This is a genomic window from Sagittula stellata E-37, from assembly GCF_039724765.1.
In the GTDB taxonomy this organism is placed as follows: Bacteria; Pseudomonadota; Alphaproteobacteria; order Rhodobacterales; family Rhodobacteraceae; genus Sagittula; species Sagittula stellata.
In genome coordinates this window covers 982681-1000152 of the sequence record NZ_CP155729.1, presented here as the reverse complement: position 1 = coordinate 1000152, position 17472 = coordinate 982681, and the positions used below count along the sequence as shown (strand labels likewise).

Annotated in this window: 17 protein-coding genes; 3 read left to right on the top strand and 14 right to left on the bottom strand. The window is 67.1% G+C overall.

Annotated elements, in window-relative coordinates; genetic code table 11:
* Positions 1–60: 60 nt before the first annotated feature.
* Genes atzF through ABFK29_RS04680 form a run of 8 tightly spaced genes read right to left on the bottom strand, consistent with a single transcriptional unit; the run spans position 61 to position 8305 of the window.
* Entirely contained in the window at positions 61–1875 is a 1815-nt protein-coding gene (gene atzF / locus ABFK29_RS04715; protein WP_005855156.1) for an allophanate hydrolase, read from the bottom strand.
* 3 nt (positions 1876–1878) lie between these two features.
* Positions 1879–2220, bottom strand: a complete 342-nt coding sequence (locus ABFK29_RS04710) for a cupin domain-containing protein (protein ID WP_005855154.1) — start codon at positions 2218–2220, stop codon at positions 1879–1881.
* The gene (locus ABFK29_RS04705; protein ID WP_005855152.1) at positions 2213–2884 is read right to left on the bottom strand and encodes a cysteine hydrolase family protein; all 672 of its coding nucleotides are present in this window, start codon (positions 2882–2884) and stop codon (positions 2213–2215) included. The genes ABFK29_RS04710 and ABFK29_RS04705 overlap by 8 nt, the downstream gene beginning before the upstream one ends.
* Positions 2881–4443: an ABC transporter ATP-binding protein gene (locus tag ABFK29_RS04700; protein WP_005855150.1), complete on the bottom strand. Its 1563-nt coding sequence runs from the start codon at positions 4441–4443 to the stop codon at positions 2881–2883. Before ABFK29_RS04700 ends, ABFK29_RS04705 begins: the two co-directional genes overlap by 4 nt.
* A complete protein-coding gene (gene biuH / locus ABFK29_RS04695) occupies positions 4440–5144 on the bottom strand; it encodes a biuret amidohydrolase (RefSeq protein WP_005855149.1) in 705 nt (234 codons plus the stop codon). The genes ABFK29_RS04700 and biuH overlap by 4 nt, the downstream gene beginning before the upstream one ends.
* A 14-nt stretch (positions 5145–5158) precedes the next feature.
* Positions 5159–6082: an ABC transporter permease gene (locus ABFK29_RS04690; RefSeq protein ID WP_005855147.1), complete on the bottom strand. Its 924-nt coding sequence runs from the start codon at positions 6080–6082 to the stop codon at positions 5159–5161.
* A complete protein-coding gene (locus ABFK29_RS04685; protein WP_198135674.1) occupies positions 6079–7170 on the bottom strand; it encodes an ABC transporter permease in 1092 nt (363 codons plus the stop codon). Before ABFK29_RS04685 ends, ABFK29_RS04690 begins: the two co-directional genes overlap by 4 nt.
* A gap of 19 nt (positions 7171–7189) precedes the next feature.
* The gene (locus ABFK29_RS04680) at positions 7190–8305 is read right to left on the bottom strand and encodes a BMP family ABC transporter substrate-binding protein (RefSeq protein WP_005855143.1); all 1116 of its coding nucleotides are present in this window, start codon (positions 8303–8305) and stop codon (positions 7190–7192) included.
* 126 nt (positions 8306–8431) lie between these two features.
* On the opposite strand from ABFK29_RS04680, the gene ABFK29_RS04675 reads away from it, so the two are divergent.
* A complete protein-coding gene (locus tag ABFK29_RS04675) occupies positions 8432–9346 on the top strand; it encodes a LysR family transcriptional regulator (protein WP_005855141.1) in 915 nt (304 codons plus the stop codon).
* Positions 9347–9668: 322 nt separating this feature from the next.
* A complete protein-coding gene (locus ABFK29_RS04670) occupies positions 9669–10007 on the top strand; it encodes a carboxymuconolactone decarboxylase family protein (protein ID WP_005855139.1) in 339 nt (112 codons plus the stop codon).
* A gap of 290 nt (positions 10008–10297) precedes the next feature.
* On the opposite strand, the gene pheT is transcribed toward ABFK29_RS04670, so the two are convergent.
* Together pheT and pheS are read right to left on the bottom strand one after the other, a co-directional pair.
* Positions 10298–12697: a phenylalanine--tRNA ligase subunit beta gene (pheT, locus tag ABFK29_RS04665; RefSeq protein WP_005855137.1), complete on the bottom strand. Its 2400-nt coding sequence runs from the start codon at positions 12695–12697 to the stop codon at positions 10298–10300.
* A 195-nt stretch (positions 12698–12892) separates the two neighbouring features.
* Entirely contained in the window at positions 12893–13966 is a 1074-nt protein-coding gene (gene pheS / locus ABFK29_RS04660) for a phenylalanine--tRNA ligase subunit alpha (RefSeq protein WP_005855135.1), read from the bottom strand.
* Positions 13967–14148: 182 nt separating this feature from the next.
* On the opposite strand from pheS, the gene ABFK29_RS04655 reads away from it, so the two are divergent.
* Positions 14149–14817, top strand: a complete 669-nt coding sequence (locus ABFK29_RS04655; RefSeq protein WP_040604034.1) for an SGNH/GDSL hydrolase family protein — start codon at positions 14149–14151, stop codon at positions 14815–14817.
* Positions 14818–14904: 87 nt separating this feature from the next.
* Here the strand turns inward: ABFK29_RS04655 and rplT are convergent, their stop codons facing one another.
* The 4 genes from rplT to pyk all read right to left on the bottom strand — a co-directional run bounded on the left by rplT (position 14905) and on the right by pyk (position 17467).
* A complete protein-coding gene (rplT, locus tag ABFK29_RS04650; RefSeq protein ID WP_005855131.1) occupies positions 14905–15270 on the bottom strand; it encodes a 50S ribosomal protein L20 in 366 nt (121 codons plus the stop codon).
* Between the two features lie 22 nt (positions 15271–15292).
* Complete coding sequence (rpmI, locus tag ABFK29_RS04645) at positions 15293–15493, bottom strand: 50S ribosomal protein L35 (protein WP_005855129.1); 201 nt, start codon at positions 15491–15493, stop codon at positions 15293–15295.
* A 161-nt stretch (positions 15494–15654) separates the two neighbouring features.
* The gene (locus tag ABFK29_RS04640; protein WP_005855127.1) at positions 15655–15885 is read right to left on the bottom strand and encodes a hypothetical protein; all 231 of its coding nucleotides are present in this window, start codon (positions 15883–15885) and stop codon (positions 15655–15657) included.
* 136 nt (positions 15886–16021) lie between these two features.
* On the bottom strand, positions 16022–17467 hold the full coding sequence (gene pyk / locus ABFK29_RS04635) for a pyruvate kinase (RefSeq protein WP_005855125.1): 1446 nt from the start codon (positions 17465–17467) through the stop codon (positions 16022–16024).
* Positions 17468–17472: the final 5 nt, after the last annotated feature.

The following is a 17472-nucleotide window of genomic DNA, read 5'->3' as shown; positions in this document are numbered from 1 at the left end:
GGCGACACAGGCCACGTCGGTCTCCAAAGGCGCGCCCGGGACAGGCGCGCCTTTCCGCACTCAGGCTGGGGTGGGCGTGAGGGAGTGAAGGAAGGCCCGCCAGCCGCCGAACGCGGTGATGTCCTCTGCGCCCTCGACCGCCGCCGCCTCGACCAGGAAACCCTTGCAGGTTTGTTCGTCCTCCAGCGTCAGCGTGCCGATGGACAGGGGAGAAGGGATACCGGCCATGAAGGCGCCGACAGCGGCGGTGGGCACAGCCCAGAGCTCGATCTCGATCGCCTTGCCGCCACGGTTCACCCACAGGAGGCCCGGCTTCGGCACACCGCGCCCGGGCAGCTGGAACAGACGGTAGTCCGCGCTGGTCCGGGCGGGGCCGAGGCAGCGGGCGCCGAGGCGGGTCAGCTCGCCATTGAGCGGTAGGCCGGACATATGCGCCCCCACGGCCGCAATCACGGTTTCGTTCCGGGCGCACGTCGGAAGCGGCAAGGGCATGGGGATGGCAAGACCGTTGCCGGGCGTGACAGCGGCATCCGTCTCGATCCGGGCGGCCAGCGCCGCCAGAAGCCCGTCCCTGCCCGAAGCGGCCAGCAGGGTGAGGCTGCCGGGACGCCCGTCGCTGCGCGGCCTGGTGGGCACGGCAAGGCCGCACATGTCCAAGAGGTTGACGAAGTTGGTGTAGGTGCCGAAACGGGAGTTGGGCTCGACCGGGTCGGCCTCCAGATCGGCGCGGGTGTAGAAGGTCGGCACGGTGGGCACGATCAGCATGTCGTAGCGTTCGAGCACCGGCTGGACCGCGCGACGCAGGTCGGCGAGGCGGTAGAACCCCCGAAAGGCGTCAACGGCGGTGAGCCGGTCGGCAGCCGAAACGATGGCCCGTGTGACCGGGTGCACAACGTCGGGTTCGACCGCCATGATGTCTTCCATCGCGGCCTTGCGTTCGGCCACCCATGCGCCCGAGTACAACATCTGCGCCACGTCGTAGAACGGCGTCAGGTCGATTTCCTCGACAGTCACGCCCATGTCCATCAGCCGCGCGGTGGCAGCGGCGAAGGCTTCTGCCTGCAGGGTGTCGTCGAAGAACTTTGCCGAGGCCGCGTCCGGGATCGCAACGGTCAGTGTCTCGCGCGTGTCGAGCGCGGGCGCGGGCAGGTCGCGGGAATAGGCGTCGGCGGCATCGTAGCCGGCGGCAACCTGCAACGCCCGCCAGCCGTCCGCCACCCCTGCCGAGAAGATGGAGATCGTGTCGAGCGTCCGGCAGGCGGGCACCATGCCGGTGGCGCTGAGCAGCCCGAGCGAGGGTTTGAATCCGACGATGTTGTTGAGCGCGGCAGGCACCCGCCCCGATCCGGCGGTGTCGGTGCCCAGCGCGAAGCTGACGATGCCCTGCGCCACGGCCACGGCAGACCCGGAGGAGGAGCCGCCCGGGACGATCTCCGGATCGACGGCATTGAACGGCACGGCGTAGGGAGAGCGCATCCCGACGAGGCCCGTGGCGAACTGGTCGAGGTTGGTCTTGCCGATCACCAGCGCCCCGGCGGCACGCAGGCGGGCGACGACAAAGGCGTCCTCGGCGGGTTCGTAGGCGAAGGCGGGACAGGCGGCTGTGGTGGGCAGGCCCTCGACGTCGATGTTGTCCTTCACGGCGAAGGGCACCCCCCAAAGCGGATAGGCCTCCGGGTCGAAGGGCGGCAGGGCCATGGCTTCTGCCACGACCTCGGCCCGGTCGCGCAGCGCGATGAAGATGCCGGGGTCGCCGACCTCGGCGATCCGGGCATAGACGGCGGCGATCACCGTGTCGGGCGTGGTGCCCGCGGCATAGAGGTCGTGCAGCGCGCCGATCCGCAGGTCGGGCGCCTGATGCGTCATCACGTTCATAGGTCAGTCACCTTCCAGAAATTCCACCGGCTTCGTCCACTGGATCAGCACGACGCAGCCTTCGTCCGAGCGCACGGTATGCACGCTGCCTTCGGGGTTCAGCACGAGGCTGCCCGTGGGGTAGTGCCCGTTCTCGTCGCTCTGGCTGCCGTCCAGAACCAGCACGGTTTCCATGCCGCTGTGCCTGTGGCGGGGCGCGGCGGCACCGGGCTCGTAGCGCAGGAGCGCGACCTGGGGAGAGCCTTCGGCGATGGTGCACATCTCGATCCCGTCGCGGAACGGGGCGAAGGTCATGGTGCGCCAGCTTCCAGCGGTGAGGGCCGCAATGGACAGTGTCTCAGGCATCGGCCATGTCCAGCGCCGTGAGGATCGTGGCCACCGGTGCCGTCCAGCCGACAATGGCGCCCTGCGCGCGGATCATCTGCAGCGCGGCCTGCTTGAATTCGGGGAAGTAGCTTTCGGTTGCGTCCTCGGCCAGCAGGCCGTCGAAACCACGGTCGTTGGCCTCGCGCATGGTGGTCTGGACACAGACCTCCGTCGTGACACCGGCGAAGATCAGGGTCTTCGTTCCGAGACAGGCGAGGTAGGGTCCGAGGTCGGTGGCGTAGAAAGCCCCCTTCCCCGGTTTGTCGATGACCTTCTCGCCGGGGATCGGCGCGAGGTCCGGGACGATCTCGGCCCCCGGCTCTCCGGCGATGAGGACGCGGCCCATCGGCCCCGCGTCCCCGATCCGGAGCGAAGGCGCCCCGCGCAGACGCTTGGCGGGCGGGCAGTCCGACAGATCGGGCTTGTGGCATTCACGGGTGTGGATCACCGGGATGCCGGCCTTGCGGCACCCGTCGATCAGCCGGGCGGTCGCGGGCACGATGGCTTGAAGCCGGGTCACGTCGTTGCCCAGCGAGGCGCCGAACCCACCCGGTTCGATGAAGTCGCGCTGCATGTCGATCACGATCAGCGCGGCGGTCGCGGGGTCGAGGTCCAGCGGAAAGGGCTGTGCGGCGATCCTCATGCGTGACCTCCCATGTGATGACCGATGGTGGGCACGTCCGCTTCGGCGGCGGTGCATTCGTAGACCAGCGCGCCCTCGGACATGACCAGCACGCGGTCGGCCAGTTCGAGGATCTCGTCGAGGTCTTCGCTCATCAGAAGCACCGCCGCCCCACCGTTGCGGGCGGTCATGATGCGCGACCGGATCTCGGCCACGGCGGTGAAGTCCAGCCCGAAACAGGGGTTGGAGATCACCAGCAGGTCCACGTCTCCGTCCAGTTCGCGGGCCAGCACGGCACGCTGCACGTTGCCGCCCGAAAGCGCCGCGATGGGGCTTTCGATGGAGGCGCACTTGACCTTGTACTCAGCCACGAGACGGTCGGCCTTCTGCTTCATGGCGCGCGGGGCAAGCCAGAAGCGCGGCCTGTCGCGGCCCGTCTCGAACGACCGGAAACCGATGTTCTCGGCCACTGTCATGCGCGGCGCGCAGGCGTTCTGCAGCGGCTCTTCGGGCAGGTAGCGGACCTTCAGGCGGCGTTCTTCGGCCCGGGTGGCGCCGTAGGGGACGCCGTGCACCGTCATCGTGCCCGCCGAGGGTGTGCGCTGGCCGGTGAGGATTTCCATGAGCTCCATCTGGCCGTTGCCGGAGATGCCCGCGATGCCGACGACTTCGCCCGCGCGGACCTTCAGCCCGTCGATGGCGATCTGCCCCAGGCCGGAGCGGTCGGTCGCGCGGATGCCGTCGAGCGCCAGAACCGTCTCGCCACTGGTTTTCGCGCGCGGGGCGGCGTCGGCAGGCTTTGCGTCGCCCATCATCATCGCGGCCATGTCGGCGTGGCTGAGGTCCTTCACTATGCCGCCGCCGGTATATTTGCCACGCCTGAGGACAGAGACTTCGTCGGCAAAGGCGGTCACCTCGCGGAACTTGTGCGAGATCATCAGGACCGAGAGCGTCCCGGCCTCGCACAGCTTGCGGACATGGCCCAGCACCTCGTCCGCCTCGTCGGGCGTCAGGACGGAGGTGGGCTCGTCCAGGATCAGGAAGCGGCGGCCGAGATACAGTTGCTTGAGGATTTCCAGCTTCTGCTTCTCGCCCGCCGCAAGACGATGCACGGGTTCCGCAAGGGGAACGCGGAACGGCATCGCATCCATGAAGGCAGACAAGTCGCGCATCTCCTTTTGCCAGTCGATGACCGCGGGCACGTCGGCCCGGCTGATGACGAGGTTTTCCGCCACTGTCAGCGCCGGAACCAGCGTGAAGTGCTGGTAGACCATGCCCAGCCCCTTGGCGTGGGCGTCCTTCGGATCGGCCACATCGCCGTCGAAACCGTCGATCAGAAGGTTGCCGGAGGTGGCGTGGTAGAACCCCATGATGCATTTGACGAGGGTCGACTTGCCCGCGCCGTTTTCGCCCAGCAGCGCGTGGAAGCTGCCCGGCTTCACACGGATCGACACATTGTCGAGCGCCGTGAAATTGCCGAAGCGCATGGTCATGCCGACCGTCTCGATCCCGATGGCGCCGGTGCCCTGCGGTTTGGCGATGGGGGCGGTGGGGATCCGGTCGAGCGACGACATCTTCATGGCAGCACCTTCAACAGCGCGTCGGAGGTCGCGGTGGCGCCAAAGACGCCGCCCTGCATGTGGATCATGTGGATCGCGGCGGCGTGGTTCGCCGGATCGGTTGCGGCACAACAGTCGGTCAGCATGACGCATTCGAAGCCGCGGTCGTTGGCCTCGCGCATGGTCGTGTGCACGCAGACATCCGTGGTGATGCCGGTCAGGACGATGTTGTCGATGCCGCGCAGCCGCAGGATCATCTCAAGGTCGGTGGCGCAGAAGCAGCCTTTGCCCGGCTTGTCGACGATGACCTCTCCCGGTTCCGGGGTCAGTTCGCCGATGATCTCCCACCCCGGTTCGCCGCGTGTCAGGATGCGCCCGCAGGGGCCGGGATCGCCGATGCCCGCGCCGATCTGCCGGGACCGCCAGCGCTTGTTGTCGGGCAGGTCCGACAGGTCGGGCCGGTGACCCTCGCGCGTGTGGATCACCATGTAGCCCTTGTCGCGGAAGGCCTTCAGCACAGACTGGATCGGCTGGATGGGTGCGCGGGTCAGCGAGATGTCGTATCCCATGCTGTCGACGTAGCCGCCCACCCCGCAGAAATCCGTCTGCATGTCGATGATGATGAGCGCGGTGTTGTCGGGCCGCAGGTCGCCGTTCCACGGCCAGGCATAAGGCGCGGAGTCGATGGTCGTGCCCACGGGCGTTTCGGTCATGACGTTCATCTGTGGGTCTCCGTTTACTTGGTGATGGACAGTTCGCGCGGGGCGCCGGTCAGCGCGCCGGATTTCGATGACGACAGGATCAGGACGATCAGCGTCAGTACGAAGGGCGCGGCGTAGGAGAGGTAGTAGCCCGAGGTGATGCCGATGGATTGCAGCGCCGGGCCAAGCGCGCCCGCCGCGCCGAACAGCAGCGCCGCGAAGAAGCACCAGACCGGCGACCAGCGGGCGAAGATCACCAGCGCCACGGCGATCAGGCCCTGCCCCGACGAGATGCCCTCGTTCCACGAGCCGGGGTAGAAGAGCGACAGGTACGCCCCGCCGATGCCCGCCAGCGCGCCACCGAAGGCGGTGGCGAGGATGCGGACCTTCGACGGGCTGATGCCCAGGGCGCGGGCCGCGTCCGAGCTGTCGCCCACCACGCGGAGCGTCAGGCCGATGCGGGTTTTCTTCAGCATCCACGCCAGCGCCACGGCCAGTACGGCACCCGCGATGAACAGCACGTTGACCTTCAGCGCGGCCTGCACCTGCGGCAGGTCGGACCACCAGCCGAGGTCGATCGCGGGCAGATCCGGGGCGACCGGCTGGATGTAGGGTTTGCCGAAGAAGAACGCGAGCCCGGTGCCCAGCAGCATCAGTGCGATGCCGATGGCGATGTCGTTGACCTTCGGCAGGGAGCACAGGAGCCCGTGGATCAGGCCGAAGACCGACCCAGCCAGCGCCGCAGCCAGCACCCCCACCCAGGCAGAGCCGGTGAGGTAGGCCAGCGCGTAGCCCGCCATGGCCCCGAAGACGAGCGTGCCTTCCAGCCCGAGATTGATGCGGCCCGACCGCTCGGTGATGACCTCGCCCAGCGACACGAACAGGAAGGGCGTCGACACGCGGATCGCTCCGCCCAGCATCGCGAGGGGAACGGCCCAGAGGCCGATGTCGCCATTCATGTCCGGTCTCCTTTCGTGAGCCATCCGATCAGGTTGATGCGGCCGGTGAAGGTTTCGGATGCGAGGATCGCCACGAAGACGAAGCCCTGCAGCACGAGCATGGTGGCATCGGGCAGATCCATGCGCCGCTGCACGAGGCCGGAGGACGCCTCGAACCCGGCAAGCAGCAGCGCCACCGGGATGATGGCCAGCGGGTTGTGACGGGCGAGAAAGGCCACGAGGATGCCGGTGTAACCGTAGCCCGCCGCCAGCGAGGCATTGGCCGATCCGTGCACCGCCGAGACCTCGAAGTAGCCCGCAAGACCGGCACAGGCGCCGCCGAGCGCGGTGAAGCCGATCACCAGTTTGCCCACCGGCAGGCCCTGCACCTGTGCGGCGCGGACGTTGCCCCCGGCGATCCGGGCCGAAAAGCCCAGCGTCGTACGCTCGATCAGCACCCAGGCCAGGATGCAGCAGACCACGCCCACGGCGAGCCCCCAGTGCACGTTCCACCCCGGCAGGTCGCCGACCCTGAGTGTCTCGGCCAGGGGCGCGGTGGAAGGCTTGTTGAGCGAGGCGGGATCGCGCAGCGGCCCTTCGACAAGGTGGTTCATCAGGGCGATGGCGATGTAGGCCATGAGGAGCGAGGCGATGGTTTCGTTCACGCCGCGCCACTGGCGCAGGGCGCCGACAAGGCCGATCCACACGCCGCCGGTTGCGGCGGCCATGAGGGCCAGCAGCGGCATGGCGATGAGCGCGGGCCACCCGGCCAGCGCAGCCGCGAGGCCGCCGGTCATCACGCCGCCCAATACGATGGCCCCTTCCCCGCCGATCACCACCAGCCCGAGCCGCGCGGGGATGGCGACGCAGAGCGCCGCGAACAGCAGCGGGGCGGCCCGCGACAGGGTGTTCGTCCACGAGAAGGCCGTGCCGAAGCCCGCCTTGTAGACGAGCTGGTAGAACTCCACCGGGTTCTTGCCCAGAAGCAGCAGGAACAGCCCGAAGACCGCGAACCCTGTCAGCAGCGCCGCGACGGGCAGTATCAGGCCCTCGACCCGTCCTGCCAGCGGCACCAGCCAGGCCCGCATGTCGCGGACCGGGCCGGTCATCTCCGCCCCGACCGACATCTTACGAGGTCGACCCGATGACGCCCTCGACGAGGTAGTTCATCGATTCCAGCGCCACGTCGGTTTCTTCGTAGGAGGTGCCCGCGGGGGCGATCTCGTTGCCGGTGTTGTCCATAAGCGGACCGTTGATGACGGCAAAGCCGCCGGACATGATCTTGGCGTGCGTGTCCTCGAATTGCGCGCGCGCGGCGTCCGACACGGCGGGGCCAAGCGGCGACATCTTGATGAAGCCTTCCGCCAGCCCGCCCCGGACGAAGTTGTCAATGGGTTCGCCCGCCATCGTCTTCTGCACCATGTCTGTGTAGACGGTCGCCCAGTTCCACTCGGCCCCGGTCAGGTACTTCTCGGGCGCAAGCTCCGACTGGTTGGCATGGTAACCGCAGATGAAGCAGTCGCGCGCGGCGGCTGTCTCCATCACCACTTTCGGGCCGTCGACGTGGCAGGTGATGACATCCGCGCCGGCATCGGCCAGCGCGTTGGTCGCCTCTGCCTCCTTCACGGCCATCGACCATTCGCCGGTGAAGATGACCTGGCAGGTGATCTCCGGATCGACGGACCGGGCGCCCAGCAGGAAGGAGTTGATGTTGAGCAGGACCTGAGGAATCGGCTTGGCCGCGACGAAACCGATCTTCTTGGTCTTCGTGGCGTGGCCCGCCGCGATGCCGTTCAGGTACTGGCCCATTCCGATGTAACCGAAGTAGGAGCCGGTGTTCTCCGGCATCCCCTCGGACCAGAGGCCGCCGCAGTGCTCGAACCGCACGTCCGGGTAGTTCGGCGCCACGGTCAGGATGTGCGGGTTGAAGTAACCGAAGGACGTCGGAAACAGCAGCGTCGCCCCGTCGAAGTTGATCATCGACTCCATGGTCTGTTGCACGTCCTGCGTCTCGGCGACGTTTTCCTCTTCGATGACGGTGACGCCTTCCATGCCCTTGATGACGGCGGCGGCCTCGGCGTGGGCCTGGTTGTAGCCGTAGTCGTCGCGGGGACCGACGTAGATGAAGCCGACGGTCAGGCCACCCGCCGCACGCGCCGGCATGGCAAGCCCGCCGAGCGCCGTCGCCCCGGCCATGCCTGCCGTCGTCGACAGGAAGCGGCGGCGTGTCAGGAAACTGGTCATTCTATTGTCCCTCTCTGCTGTGGCCCGGTGGCATCCGGGTCGCGTTGACGTTAAGGTTAAGCTATGCTGCGGTGCTGTCTGCTGCTAAGTTCGCCTCATTGCGATGCAGAAAACGCACCGGTCATCATGAAGCATCTGGAAACCCTGGAATTTATCGAAGCGATCAACCGGGCCGGGTCCATACGCGGCGCGGCGGAGTCGCTTTCGATCACGTCGACGGCCCTGAACCGGCGCCTGCTGGCGCTGGAGGAGGAGTTGGGCGCACCGGTCTTCGAGCGGCTGCCACGCGGCGTGCGCCTGTCCACGGCGGGGGAACTGCTGATCCAGCATGTCAGGACCCAGCGCGCAGACCTCGACCGGCTGCGCTCGCAGATTTCGGACCTGAAGGGAGAGCGGCGCGGCCATGTCAAGGTGGCGTGCAGCCAGGCCCTGCTGCCCTACTTCATGCCGCGCGAGATCAACAATTACCGGGCGGAGCACCCGCTGGTGACCTTCGAGGTCAACCTGCGCGACCGTTACCGCGCCGAACGGGCGCTGGTCGCGCACGAGGCCGACATCGCGCTGGTCTTCGAACCGGTACGCCTGTCGGACGTGCAGGTGCTGGCGACCGCGCCGCAGCCGGTGCACGCGGTCATGTCGCACGAACACCCGCTGGCGGCGAAGAAGGTGATCCGTCTGTCGGATCTCTCGACCTTCCCGGTGGGGATGCCAAGCGAGGAGTTCGGCGTGCGCTACCTCCTGGATATCGCGATGCGCCGGTCCGCCGTTCAGATCGTGCCGGGGATCGAATCCGACAGCTTCGAGTTCCTGCGCTGCTATCCCGGGCCGGAGTTGATGGTCACGTTCCAGATCCCCATCGGCCTGCCGATGGACGATTCGGGGCCGGTGGTGTCCCGGCCCATCGACACGCGGGACGTGCCGGCGGGGGTGCTGTACCTCGCGCAGATGCGGCAAAGGACGCTGCCGGTCGCGGCGGCGAACTTCGCCCGGCAACTGGCGCAGGCGCTGGACGTCGCCAGCGGGCGGGGCGGGCACGCCTGACGACTGTCCCTTCGCTGTGGTCCTTGACGCTCGGTGCACCGGGAGAACGGCGGCGGTGTCTGGATCAGCCGGATCTTCGGCGATCCACCGGACGTGGTCGGCGCCCCTGTTCCAAGCGTCTCGCGTTCCCCTGTGCAAGAAGCGGTGAAATGGCTCCCGGGCCAAAGGCGTGGATGCGGACGGTCGTGGCGGGCCTTCTGCCGATCCCCCAATAACGCCAGTCGCAGGTGTCTTTCCGGATGGGCGCGAACATGATCCGGATCAAGGCGGCGGCGCGACCTGCGTGGTCATCAGGAGCGGATACACATCTCAGGAGTCAGATATGTCTTTCACCGAAAAGTCCGCCGAAACGCGCAACAACCTGCGTACTTTGCGCCGGTCAATCCCCGACACCTTCGCGGGCTTCGTCCAGATGGAGCAGGCGGCCTCACGCGATGGCGCGCTGTCGCACAAGGAAAAGGAATTGATCGCCCTTGGCATCGCTGTCGCGCTGCGTTGCGAGGACTGCATCATCAGCCACGCGGGCGCCTGCCTGCGGGCGGGCTGTTCACGGGAAGAAGTGGCGGAGGCCCTGGGGACCGCGATCCAGATGTCGGGTGGACCGGGCCTGATGTACGCGGGCAAGGCAATGGCCGCCTTCGACGAATTGTCCGCCGGGTGATGCGCGGGAACGCTCTGCGGTTTCTGTGATGGGGCTGCCGTTGCACCGCCTTCCGTGTGAACAACGACGGGCACCGGGATCTCCCAGGTAGCGGCGCTCGATTTCGCGCCACGCGGGCGACAAGGGTCAGGGCCGGGGCAACGGATGCCTCATCGAGCACGGCATGGGAAACCGGATCAACGTCGCCCCGTCGTGGAGATCGCGCGCCACTCTATGCGCCCGGCGAAACGCAAAGCAGGGTGGAGTTAACTCCACCCTACCTCATGTTTCGCCAGCTGTGCGGTCAGGGGTCAGCCCCGCAGTACGCCGCCCGTGGCCTTTGTCACCTTCTCGACGATCTTTGCCGCAACCGCCTCGATGTCCTTTTCTTTAAGCGTCGCATCCGTGGGCTGAAGGCGCACGGTGATGGCGAGGGACTTCTTGCCCTCCCCCAGCGCGCCGCCGATGAACTCGTCGAAGACGCGCACGTCCGAGATCAGGGCCTTGTCGGCCCCCTGCGCCGCGTTGACCAACATCAGCGCCTCCACGTCGCGATCCACGACAAAGGCAAAGTCGCGCTCCACCGCCTGCAGGTCGTTCAGTGCAAGCGCCGGACGGGTCGCCCCGGCCTTGCGCGGCAGCGGCACTTCCGCCGGATAGAGCGTGAAGGCCACGGCCGGTCCCTTCACGTCCATCGCCGACAACACCCGCGGGTGCAGTTCGCCGAAGACGCCCAAAACCTTCTTCGGACCGAGGCAAAGCTTGCCGTGACGGCCCGGGTGCCACCAGCCCTCGGCGCCGCGCAGGATCTGCACCTTGGCAGGCGCGCTCATCGCGGCCAGCACCGCCTCTGCATCCGCCTTGGCATCGTAGACGTCGACAGGGCGGGACGCACCATGCACGTCCTTCGGCCCGGTCCGCCCGACCAGAAGGCCGGAAACCATCAACGCCTGCTCTCCCGGCTCGCCGCCGTGGAAGGCATGGCCGACCTCGAACAGCGCCACGTCGGCAAAACCGCGCGCTTGGTTGCGGGCGGCAGCGCGCAGCAATCCCGGCAGGAGCTGCGGACGCATGTGGCTCATGTCACTGCTGATCGGATTGGCCAGCATCGTCGCATCGTCGCCGCCACCGAACAGCCCCGCGGCCTCGGAATCGATGAAGCTGTAGGTCACGCACTCGTTGTAGCCGAGCGCCGCTGCCGTCCGCCGCGCCAGTTGCTCGCGCTTCTGAAGCGGCGAGAGGATCGGCCTCTGCACGCCCGGCACCCTGGCCAGCGGCTTGCCCTTGAGTTTCGTCAGGGAGGCGACGCGGGCCACTTCTTCCACCAGGTCGGCCTCGCCCTGCACATCCGGGCGCCAGGACGGCACATGGGCCATGTTGCCCTCCATGCGGAAGCCCAGGCGGGTCAGGGTCTGGCGCTGCTCGCTTTCCGGGATCTCCATCCCGACAAGGGACACGACGCGCGCCGGGTCCAGCCGATAGGCGCGCGCGGTATCCGGTACGCGGCCCGCGACCACCACCTCGGACGGCTCGCCGCCGCACAGGTCGAGGATCATCTGCGTTGCATCCTCGATTGCCTGCATGTTGTAGGCCGGGTCGATGCCGCGTTCGTTGCGGTAGCGCGCGTCGGAGTTGATCTTGAGGGCGCGGCCGGTGTGGGCGATCTGGATGCGGTCCCAGACGGCGGCCTCAAGGAAGACATTCACCGTCTCCTGCGTGCAGCCGGTCGACAACCCGCCCATGATCCCGCCGATCGACTCGATGCCCGCCGCATCGGAAATCACCACCTGCCCGGGGCCGAAGGTGTAAGTCTTTTCGTCGAGGCCCGTGAGCGTCTCGCCCCCCTCGGTGCGGTGGATGCGCAGCGCGCCGCCCTGAACCTTGTCGGCATCGAAGACATGCAGCGGGCGGTTCCGGTCATGGGTGAAGAAGTTGGTCACATCCACCAGAGCCGAGATCGGGCGCAGACCGATGGCGCGCAGGCGGTCGTGCAGCCACTTCGGCGAGGGCGCGTTCTGCACACCGCGAATGAGCCGGCCCGCGAAGATCTCGCAACCGTCGGTGGCGGAGTCCGCGTCGATGGTGACGGAGATCGGACAGGGATACTGGCCCGCGACGTGCTCTTGCTTCAGCGGCTTCAGTTTGCCCAGGCCGCGCGCTGCCAGGTCGCGGGCGATGCCATGCACCCCCAGCGCGTCCTGCCGGTTCGGCGTGATGGCGATCTCGATCATCGGGTCGACCTTCGCCGGGTCGTTCTGCGCCAGCCAATCGGTGAACGTCTGGCCAACCTCGCCGGAGGGCAGCTCGATGATGCCCGTGTGCTCGTCCGACAGCTCCAGCTCGCGCTCGGAGGCCATCATGCCGTGGCTCTCGACGCCCCGGATGTTGCCGACAGACAGCGTGGTGTCGATGCCGGGCACGTAGTCGCCGGGTTTCGCCAGCACGACGGTTATACCTTCGCGTGCGTTCGGCGCACCGCAGACGATCTGCTTCTCGCCCTCGTCGGTCATCACCTTGCAGACCCGCAGCCGGTCGGCGTCCGGGTGCTGCTCGGCGTGGACCACCTTGGCGAGGGTAAAGGCCTTCAGGCGGGACGCGGGATCGACGACCTCCTCGACCTCAAGCCCGAGATCGGTCAGCGTCTCCGCGATCTCGTCGACAGAGGCGGTGGTGTCGAGATGCTCTTTCAGCCAGGAGAGGGTGAATTTCATGTGCCGGGCCCCGATCAGAAAATACGTCCGGCCTCCCTTACCGCAGCCCCGATGGGAGGGGAAGGGCGACCCTGTGCTTCTCTGCTTTGCAAATACTCACTGCAACGGGCGTCTCAGGCGATACCGCCCCCGGAAGGGCGGCACCTGCAACCAGACTGCGCCAAGACCAATGGCAACGAAAAGCCGCATCTCAGATCAGCGGGACAGCCCGCCGTGCAGGGTCGGCACGTCCAGCGAGGCGAAGCCGTAGTGGCGGAGCCAGCGGAGGTCGCTGTCGAAGAAGGCGCGGAGGTCGGGGATGCCGTATTTCAGCATGGCGATCCGGTCGATGCCCATGCCGAAGGCGAAGCCCTGCCATTCGTCCGGGTCCACGCCGCCGGAGCGCAGAACGTGCGGGTGCACCATGCCCGAACCCAGGACCTCAAGCCAGCCGTCGCCCTGCCCGATCTTGAGCTGGCCGTCCTCCCACGAACACTGGATGTCGACCTCGGCCGACGGTTCGGTGAAGGGGAAGTGCGAGGCGCGGAAACGGGTCTTGATGCCGTCGATCTCGAAGAAGGCGGAGAAGAACTCCTCCAGCACCCACTTGAGGTTCGCCATGGAGATGTCCCGGTCGATGGCGAGGCCCTCGATCTGGTGGAACATCGGCGTGTGGGTCTGGTCGTAGTCGGCGCGGTAAACGCGGCCCGGCGCGATGATCCGGCAGGGCGCGCCGTGTTTTTCCATGTGACGGATCTGCACCGGCGAGGTGTGGGTGCGCAGCACGTGCGGCGGGCGGTTGTCGCCCTCTTCGCGGTGCATGTAGAACGTGTCCATCTCGGCCCGCGCGGGGTGGTGTCCGGGGATGTTCAGCGCGTCGAAGTTGTACCAGTCGGTGTCGATCTGCGGGCCTTCGGCCACGGCAAAGCCCATGTCGGCGAAGATCGCGGTGATCTCTTCCGTCACCTGGCTGATCGGGTGGATCGAGCCCGCGCGCTGCGGACGCACCGGCAGGGTCACGTCCAGCCATTCGGTCTTCAGCCGTTCGTCCAGCGCCGCATCGGCCAGCGCGGCCTTCTTGGCGGCCAGCGCGGTGTTGATCTCGTCCTTCAGCGCGTTGAGCGCCGGACCGGCGGTCTGGCGTTCTTCGGGGGACATCTTGCCCAGCTCGCGCATCTTCAGGCTGATCTCGCCCTTCTTGCCGACAGCGGCGACGCGCAGGTCCTCGAGCGCGCCTTCTTCGGCCGCCTTCGAGATGAGGTCGAGATACTTGTTTCTCAGATCGTCCATGTCATGGCTCCCGCGTGTGCGCGTGCTGAGTACCGAGGGACGCCGGGGGAAACAAGGCCGGAGCGCGACGGCAGGGCCGGGAAACGTGTTCCGGCTGCCATGAAACGGCCCCGTGTTGTCCGGACGGGACCACTTGAAGCGCACGGGTTTCGTGTCAGGTTGCCCCGCGAGGGAGGATCGCGATGCGACTTGTCGGACTATTGATATGCCTTGCGCTGGCAGCCTGTGGGCGCACCGTGCCGCCCGGCGCGCGGATCGTCGTCGCGGGCGATTCGGTCATGGCCTGGAACCGCAACAGCGGCGGGTCGGTGGCGGACAACATGTCCGCCTTCCTGCGGGAACCGGTTGGCGACGTGGCGACGTCGCTCGCCCGTGTCACGAAAGGCGTGGGACCGCTGAGCATACCGTCACAGGTCGCGCGCCTGTCCCCGGAGTGGATCGTTCTCGACGGGGGCGCCAACGACCTGCGTGAGGACTGCGGCTGCACCCGGTGCGAAGCGGTGCTCGACGTTCTGGTGTCCGAGGACGGGCGGACCGGCGCGGTGCCGGACCTGATCGCGGGACTGCGCGGCAAAGGCAGCAAGGTCATCTGGGCGGATTATTACACCGCCCCGCGCTACGCCGGCACGATCTGCGTCGGGCCCTATCTCGAATACGAGGCGCGGCTGTCGCGGATGGCGGCGCGCGATGCGGGCGTTGTGCTGGTCGACCTTGCAAATGTCATGCCCTCATCGGATCTGTCGCTGTTCGCGTGGGACAAGATCCATCCGTCTCCGACCGGGTCTGCCCGGATCGCCAGGCTGCTGGCAGACACACTGAGAGCAGAGCGGGCGAAGGATGGCGGGGGCTGACGACCGCCAGCCGCACGGCAAGTACAAAAGCAAACGGCCGCCGGAGATCCGACGGCCGTTCCTGTTCAAGACCTGAGGGTGGGCAGCTTACGCGGCCAGCGCGCCCTTGGCCTGCTCTACAATCGCGGCGAAGGCGTCCGGTTCGTGCACGGCGAGATCCGCCAGCACCTTGCGGTCCACTTCGATACCGGCTTTGGACAGGCCGTTGATGAAGCGCGAGTAGGTCAGCGTTTCGTCGTTCAGGCGAACAGCGGCGTTGATCCGCTGGATCCACAGCGCGCGGAACTGGCGCTTGCGGTTCTTACGGTCGCGGGTTGCATACTGGTTCGCCTTGTCAACCGCCTGTGCCGCCACCTTGAAGGTGTTCTTGCGGCGGCCGTAGTAACCTTTGGCCTGGTTGGTGATCTTCTTGTGGCGCGCGTGTGTGACGGTACCGCCTTTGACTCGGGGCATATCTGATCCTCCTGGCTAGCGGTTAGCGATCGTAGGGCATGTAGCCCTTGACGATCTTGGCGTCGGGGGCCGACAGCGTGGTCGTGCCGCGCGCGTCGCGGATGAATTTCTTGTGGCGCTTGATCATGCCGTGGCGCTTGCCGGCCTGGCCAGCGATGACCTTTCCGGTCGCGCTCACCTTGAAGCGCTTCTTGGCGCTCGACTTGGTCTTCATCTTGGGCATTTCGGTTCCTCTTCAAAGAGCGCCCTCGCTTGCGTTCGGGCCGCCGTTGTTGACGCGACTCGGCATGCCAAAGAAGGCCGGCCGCGCGGTTGAAGGGCGCCCTATAGAGGGACATGTCGATTTTGGCAAGGGGGCCTGTGCGTTGCGCGCGGCGCGCAGGGCTATCCGATCACCTGCCCGATGACGCCGTAGACGATGTCGGGGATCTGGTCGAGCCGGAACCCGCCCTCTTGCGCGCGCCAGGCCCAGGTTCCAAGCGCGCAGCCGCCAAAAAGAAGGATCGTGCCCACGACCGGCGCGCGGCGGTCCGTCCAGGCTGAGATCAGCGCCGGCAGCGAAAGCACCACCAGCAACATGCCCATCACGAGCGCGGTCTTCGGATCGAGCGTCATTCGGGCCTCCGCCTGTCGGGGCCACAGTGCGTCACCGGGACGCCCGGGTCAAATCCGGCGCCGTATGGGTTTGGGCCTGCGGGCATAGACGCGCCAAGGGGCCGGGGCGCACCCATGGCGCGCCCCGTTCGCCGGATCACTCCGGATCGGTGGAATAGATCAACCGTTCGTTGCAGGGTGCGACGCGCAGGATGTTGGTCGTGCCGGAGGTGTTGAACGGCACACCGGCGGTCACCACGATCTGGTCGTCCTCCGTGGCGTAGCCTTGCGCGCGCGCAGCGCGGGCGGCGTTGACCACGGCCTGTTTGAACCGCTCAAGCTCGCCCGTCATCACGCATTGCGTGCCCCAGTTCAGGGACAGGCGGCGCGCGGTGCCGCGACGGTTGGTCAATGCGATGATCGGCACACGGGGCCGTTCGCGCGACACCAGCCCCGCGGTGTTGCCGGAAGAAGTGAAGCAGCAGATCGCCTTGATGTCGGTCGTCTCCGCGATCTCGCGCGCGGCGGCGACGATGCCATCGGCCACCGTCCGGCGGTCGGCATGGCGGGACGCCTCGATGATGTCGCGGTAGGTCGGGTCGCTCTCGACCGACACGGCGACGTTGTTCATGGTTGTCACCGCCTCGATCGGGTATTGGCCGGCCGCGGATTCGGCCGAGAGCATGATCGCATCGGTGCCTTCGTAGATCGCGCCGGAGACGTCCGAAACCTCGGCCCGCGTGGGCATCGGCGATTCGATCATCGATTCGAGCATCTGCGTGGCGACGATCACCGGGCGCGCCTTTGCACGGCACTTCCGCACGAGCCGCTTCTGAATCGGCGGGACGGAGTGGACGGGCAATTCGACACCGAGGTCGCCGCGCGCCACCATGATTCCGTCGGACACTTCGAGGATCGCGTCGAAGTCCCGCACGGCGGCGGGCTTTTCGATCTTGGCGATGAGGGCGGCACGACCGTTGGCGAGGTCGCGCGCCTCCTGCACGTCGCGGGCGCGCTGCACGAAGGACAGCGCCAGCCACTCGATCCCGAGCGAACAGACGAATTCCAGATCGCGCTTGTCCTTGTCCGACAGCGCCGCCAGCGGCAGCACCACGTCGGGAACGTTCACGCCCTTGCGGTTGGAGATGGTGCCTCCCGCTTCGACGATGCAATTGGCATGATCGTCGGTGCATTCAGAGACCTTGAGGCGGATCTTGCCGTCATTGACCAGAAGGTGCGAACCGGGTTCAAGCGCCTCGAAGATTTCCGGGTGCGGAAGCTGCACGCGCCTCGAATCGCCCGGCGTATCGTCGAGGTCGAGCCGGAACTCCTGCCCCCACTCAAGTTCTTCGGACCCGTTGGCGAATTCGCCGACGCGCAGCTTCGGTCCCTGCAGGTCGGCTAGGATGGCGATGGGGCTGTCGAGGTCCTGCTCCACCTTGCGAATGATGCGGTGACGCTCTTCGATTTCCTCGTGGGTGCCGTGGGACATGTTGAGCCGGAACACGTCTGCGCCTGCCTCATGCAGGGCCCTGATCATTTCGTAGGTCGAGGATGCGGGGCCGAGCGTGGCCACGATCTTGACGTTGCGGTCGCGTTTCATGGCGG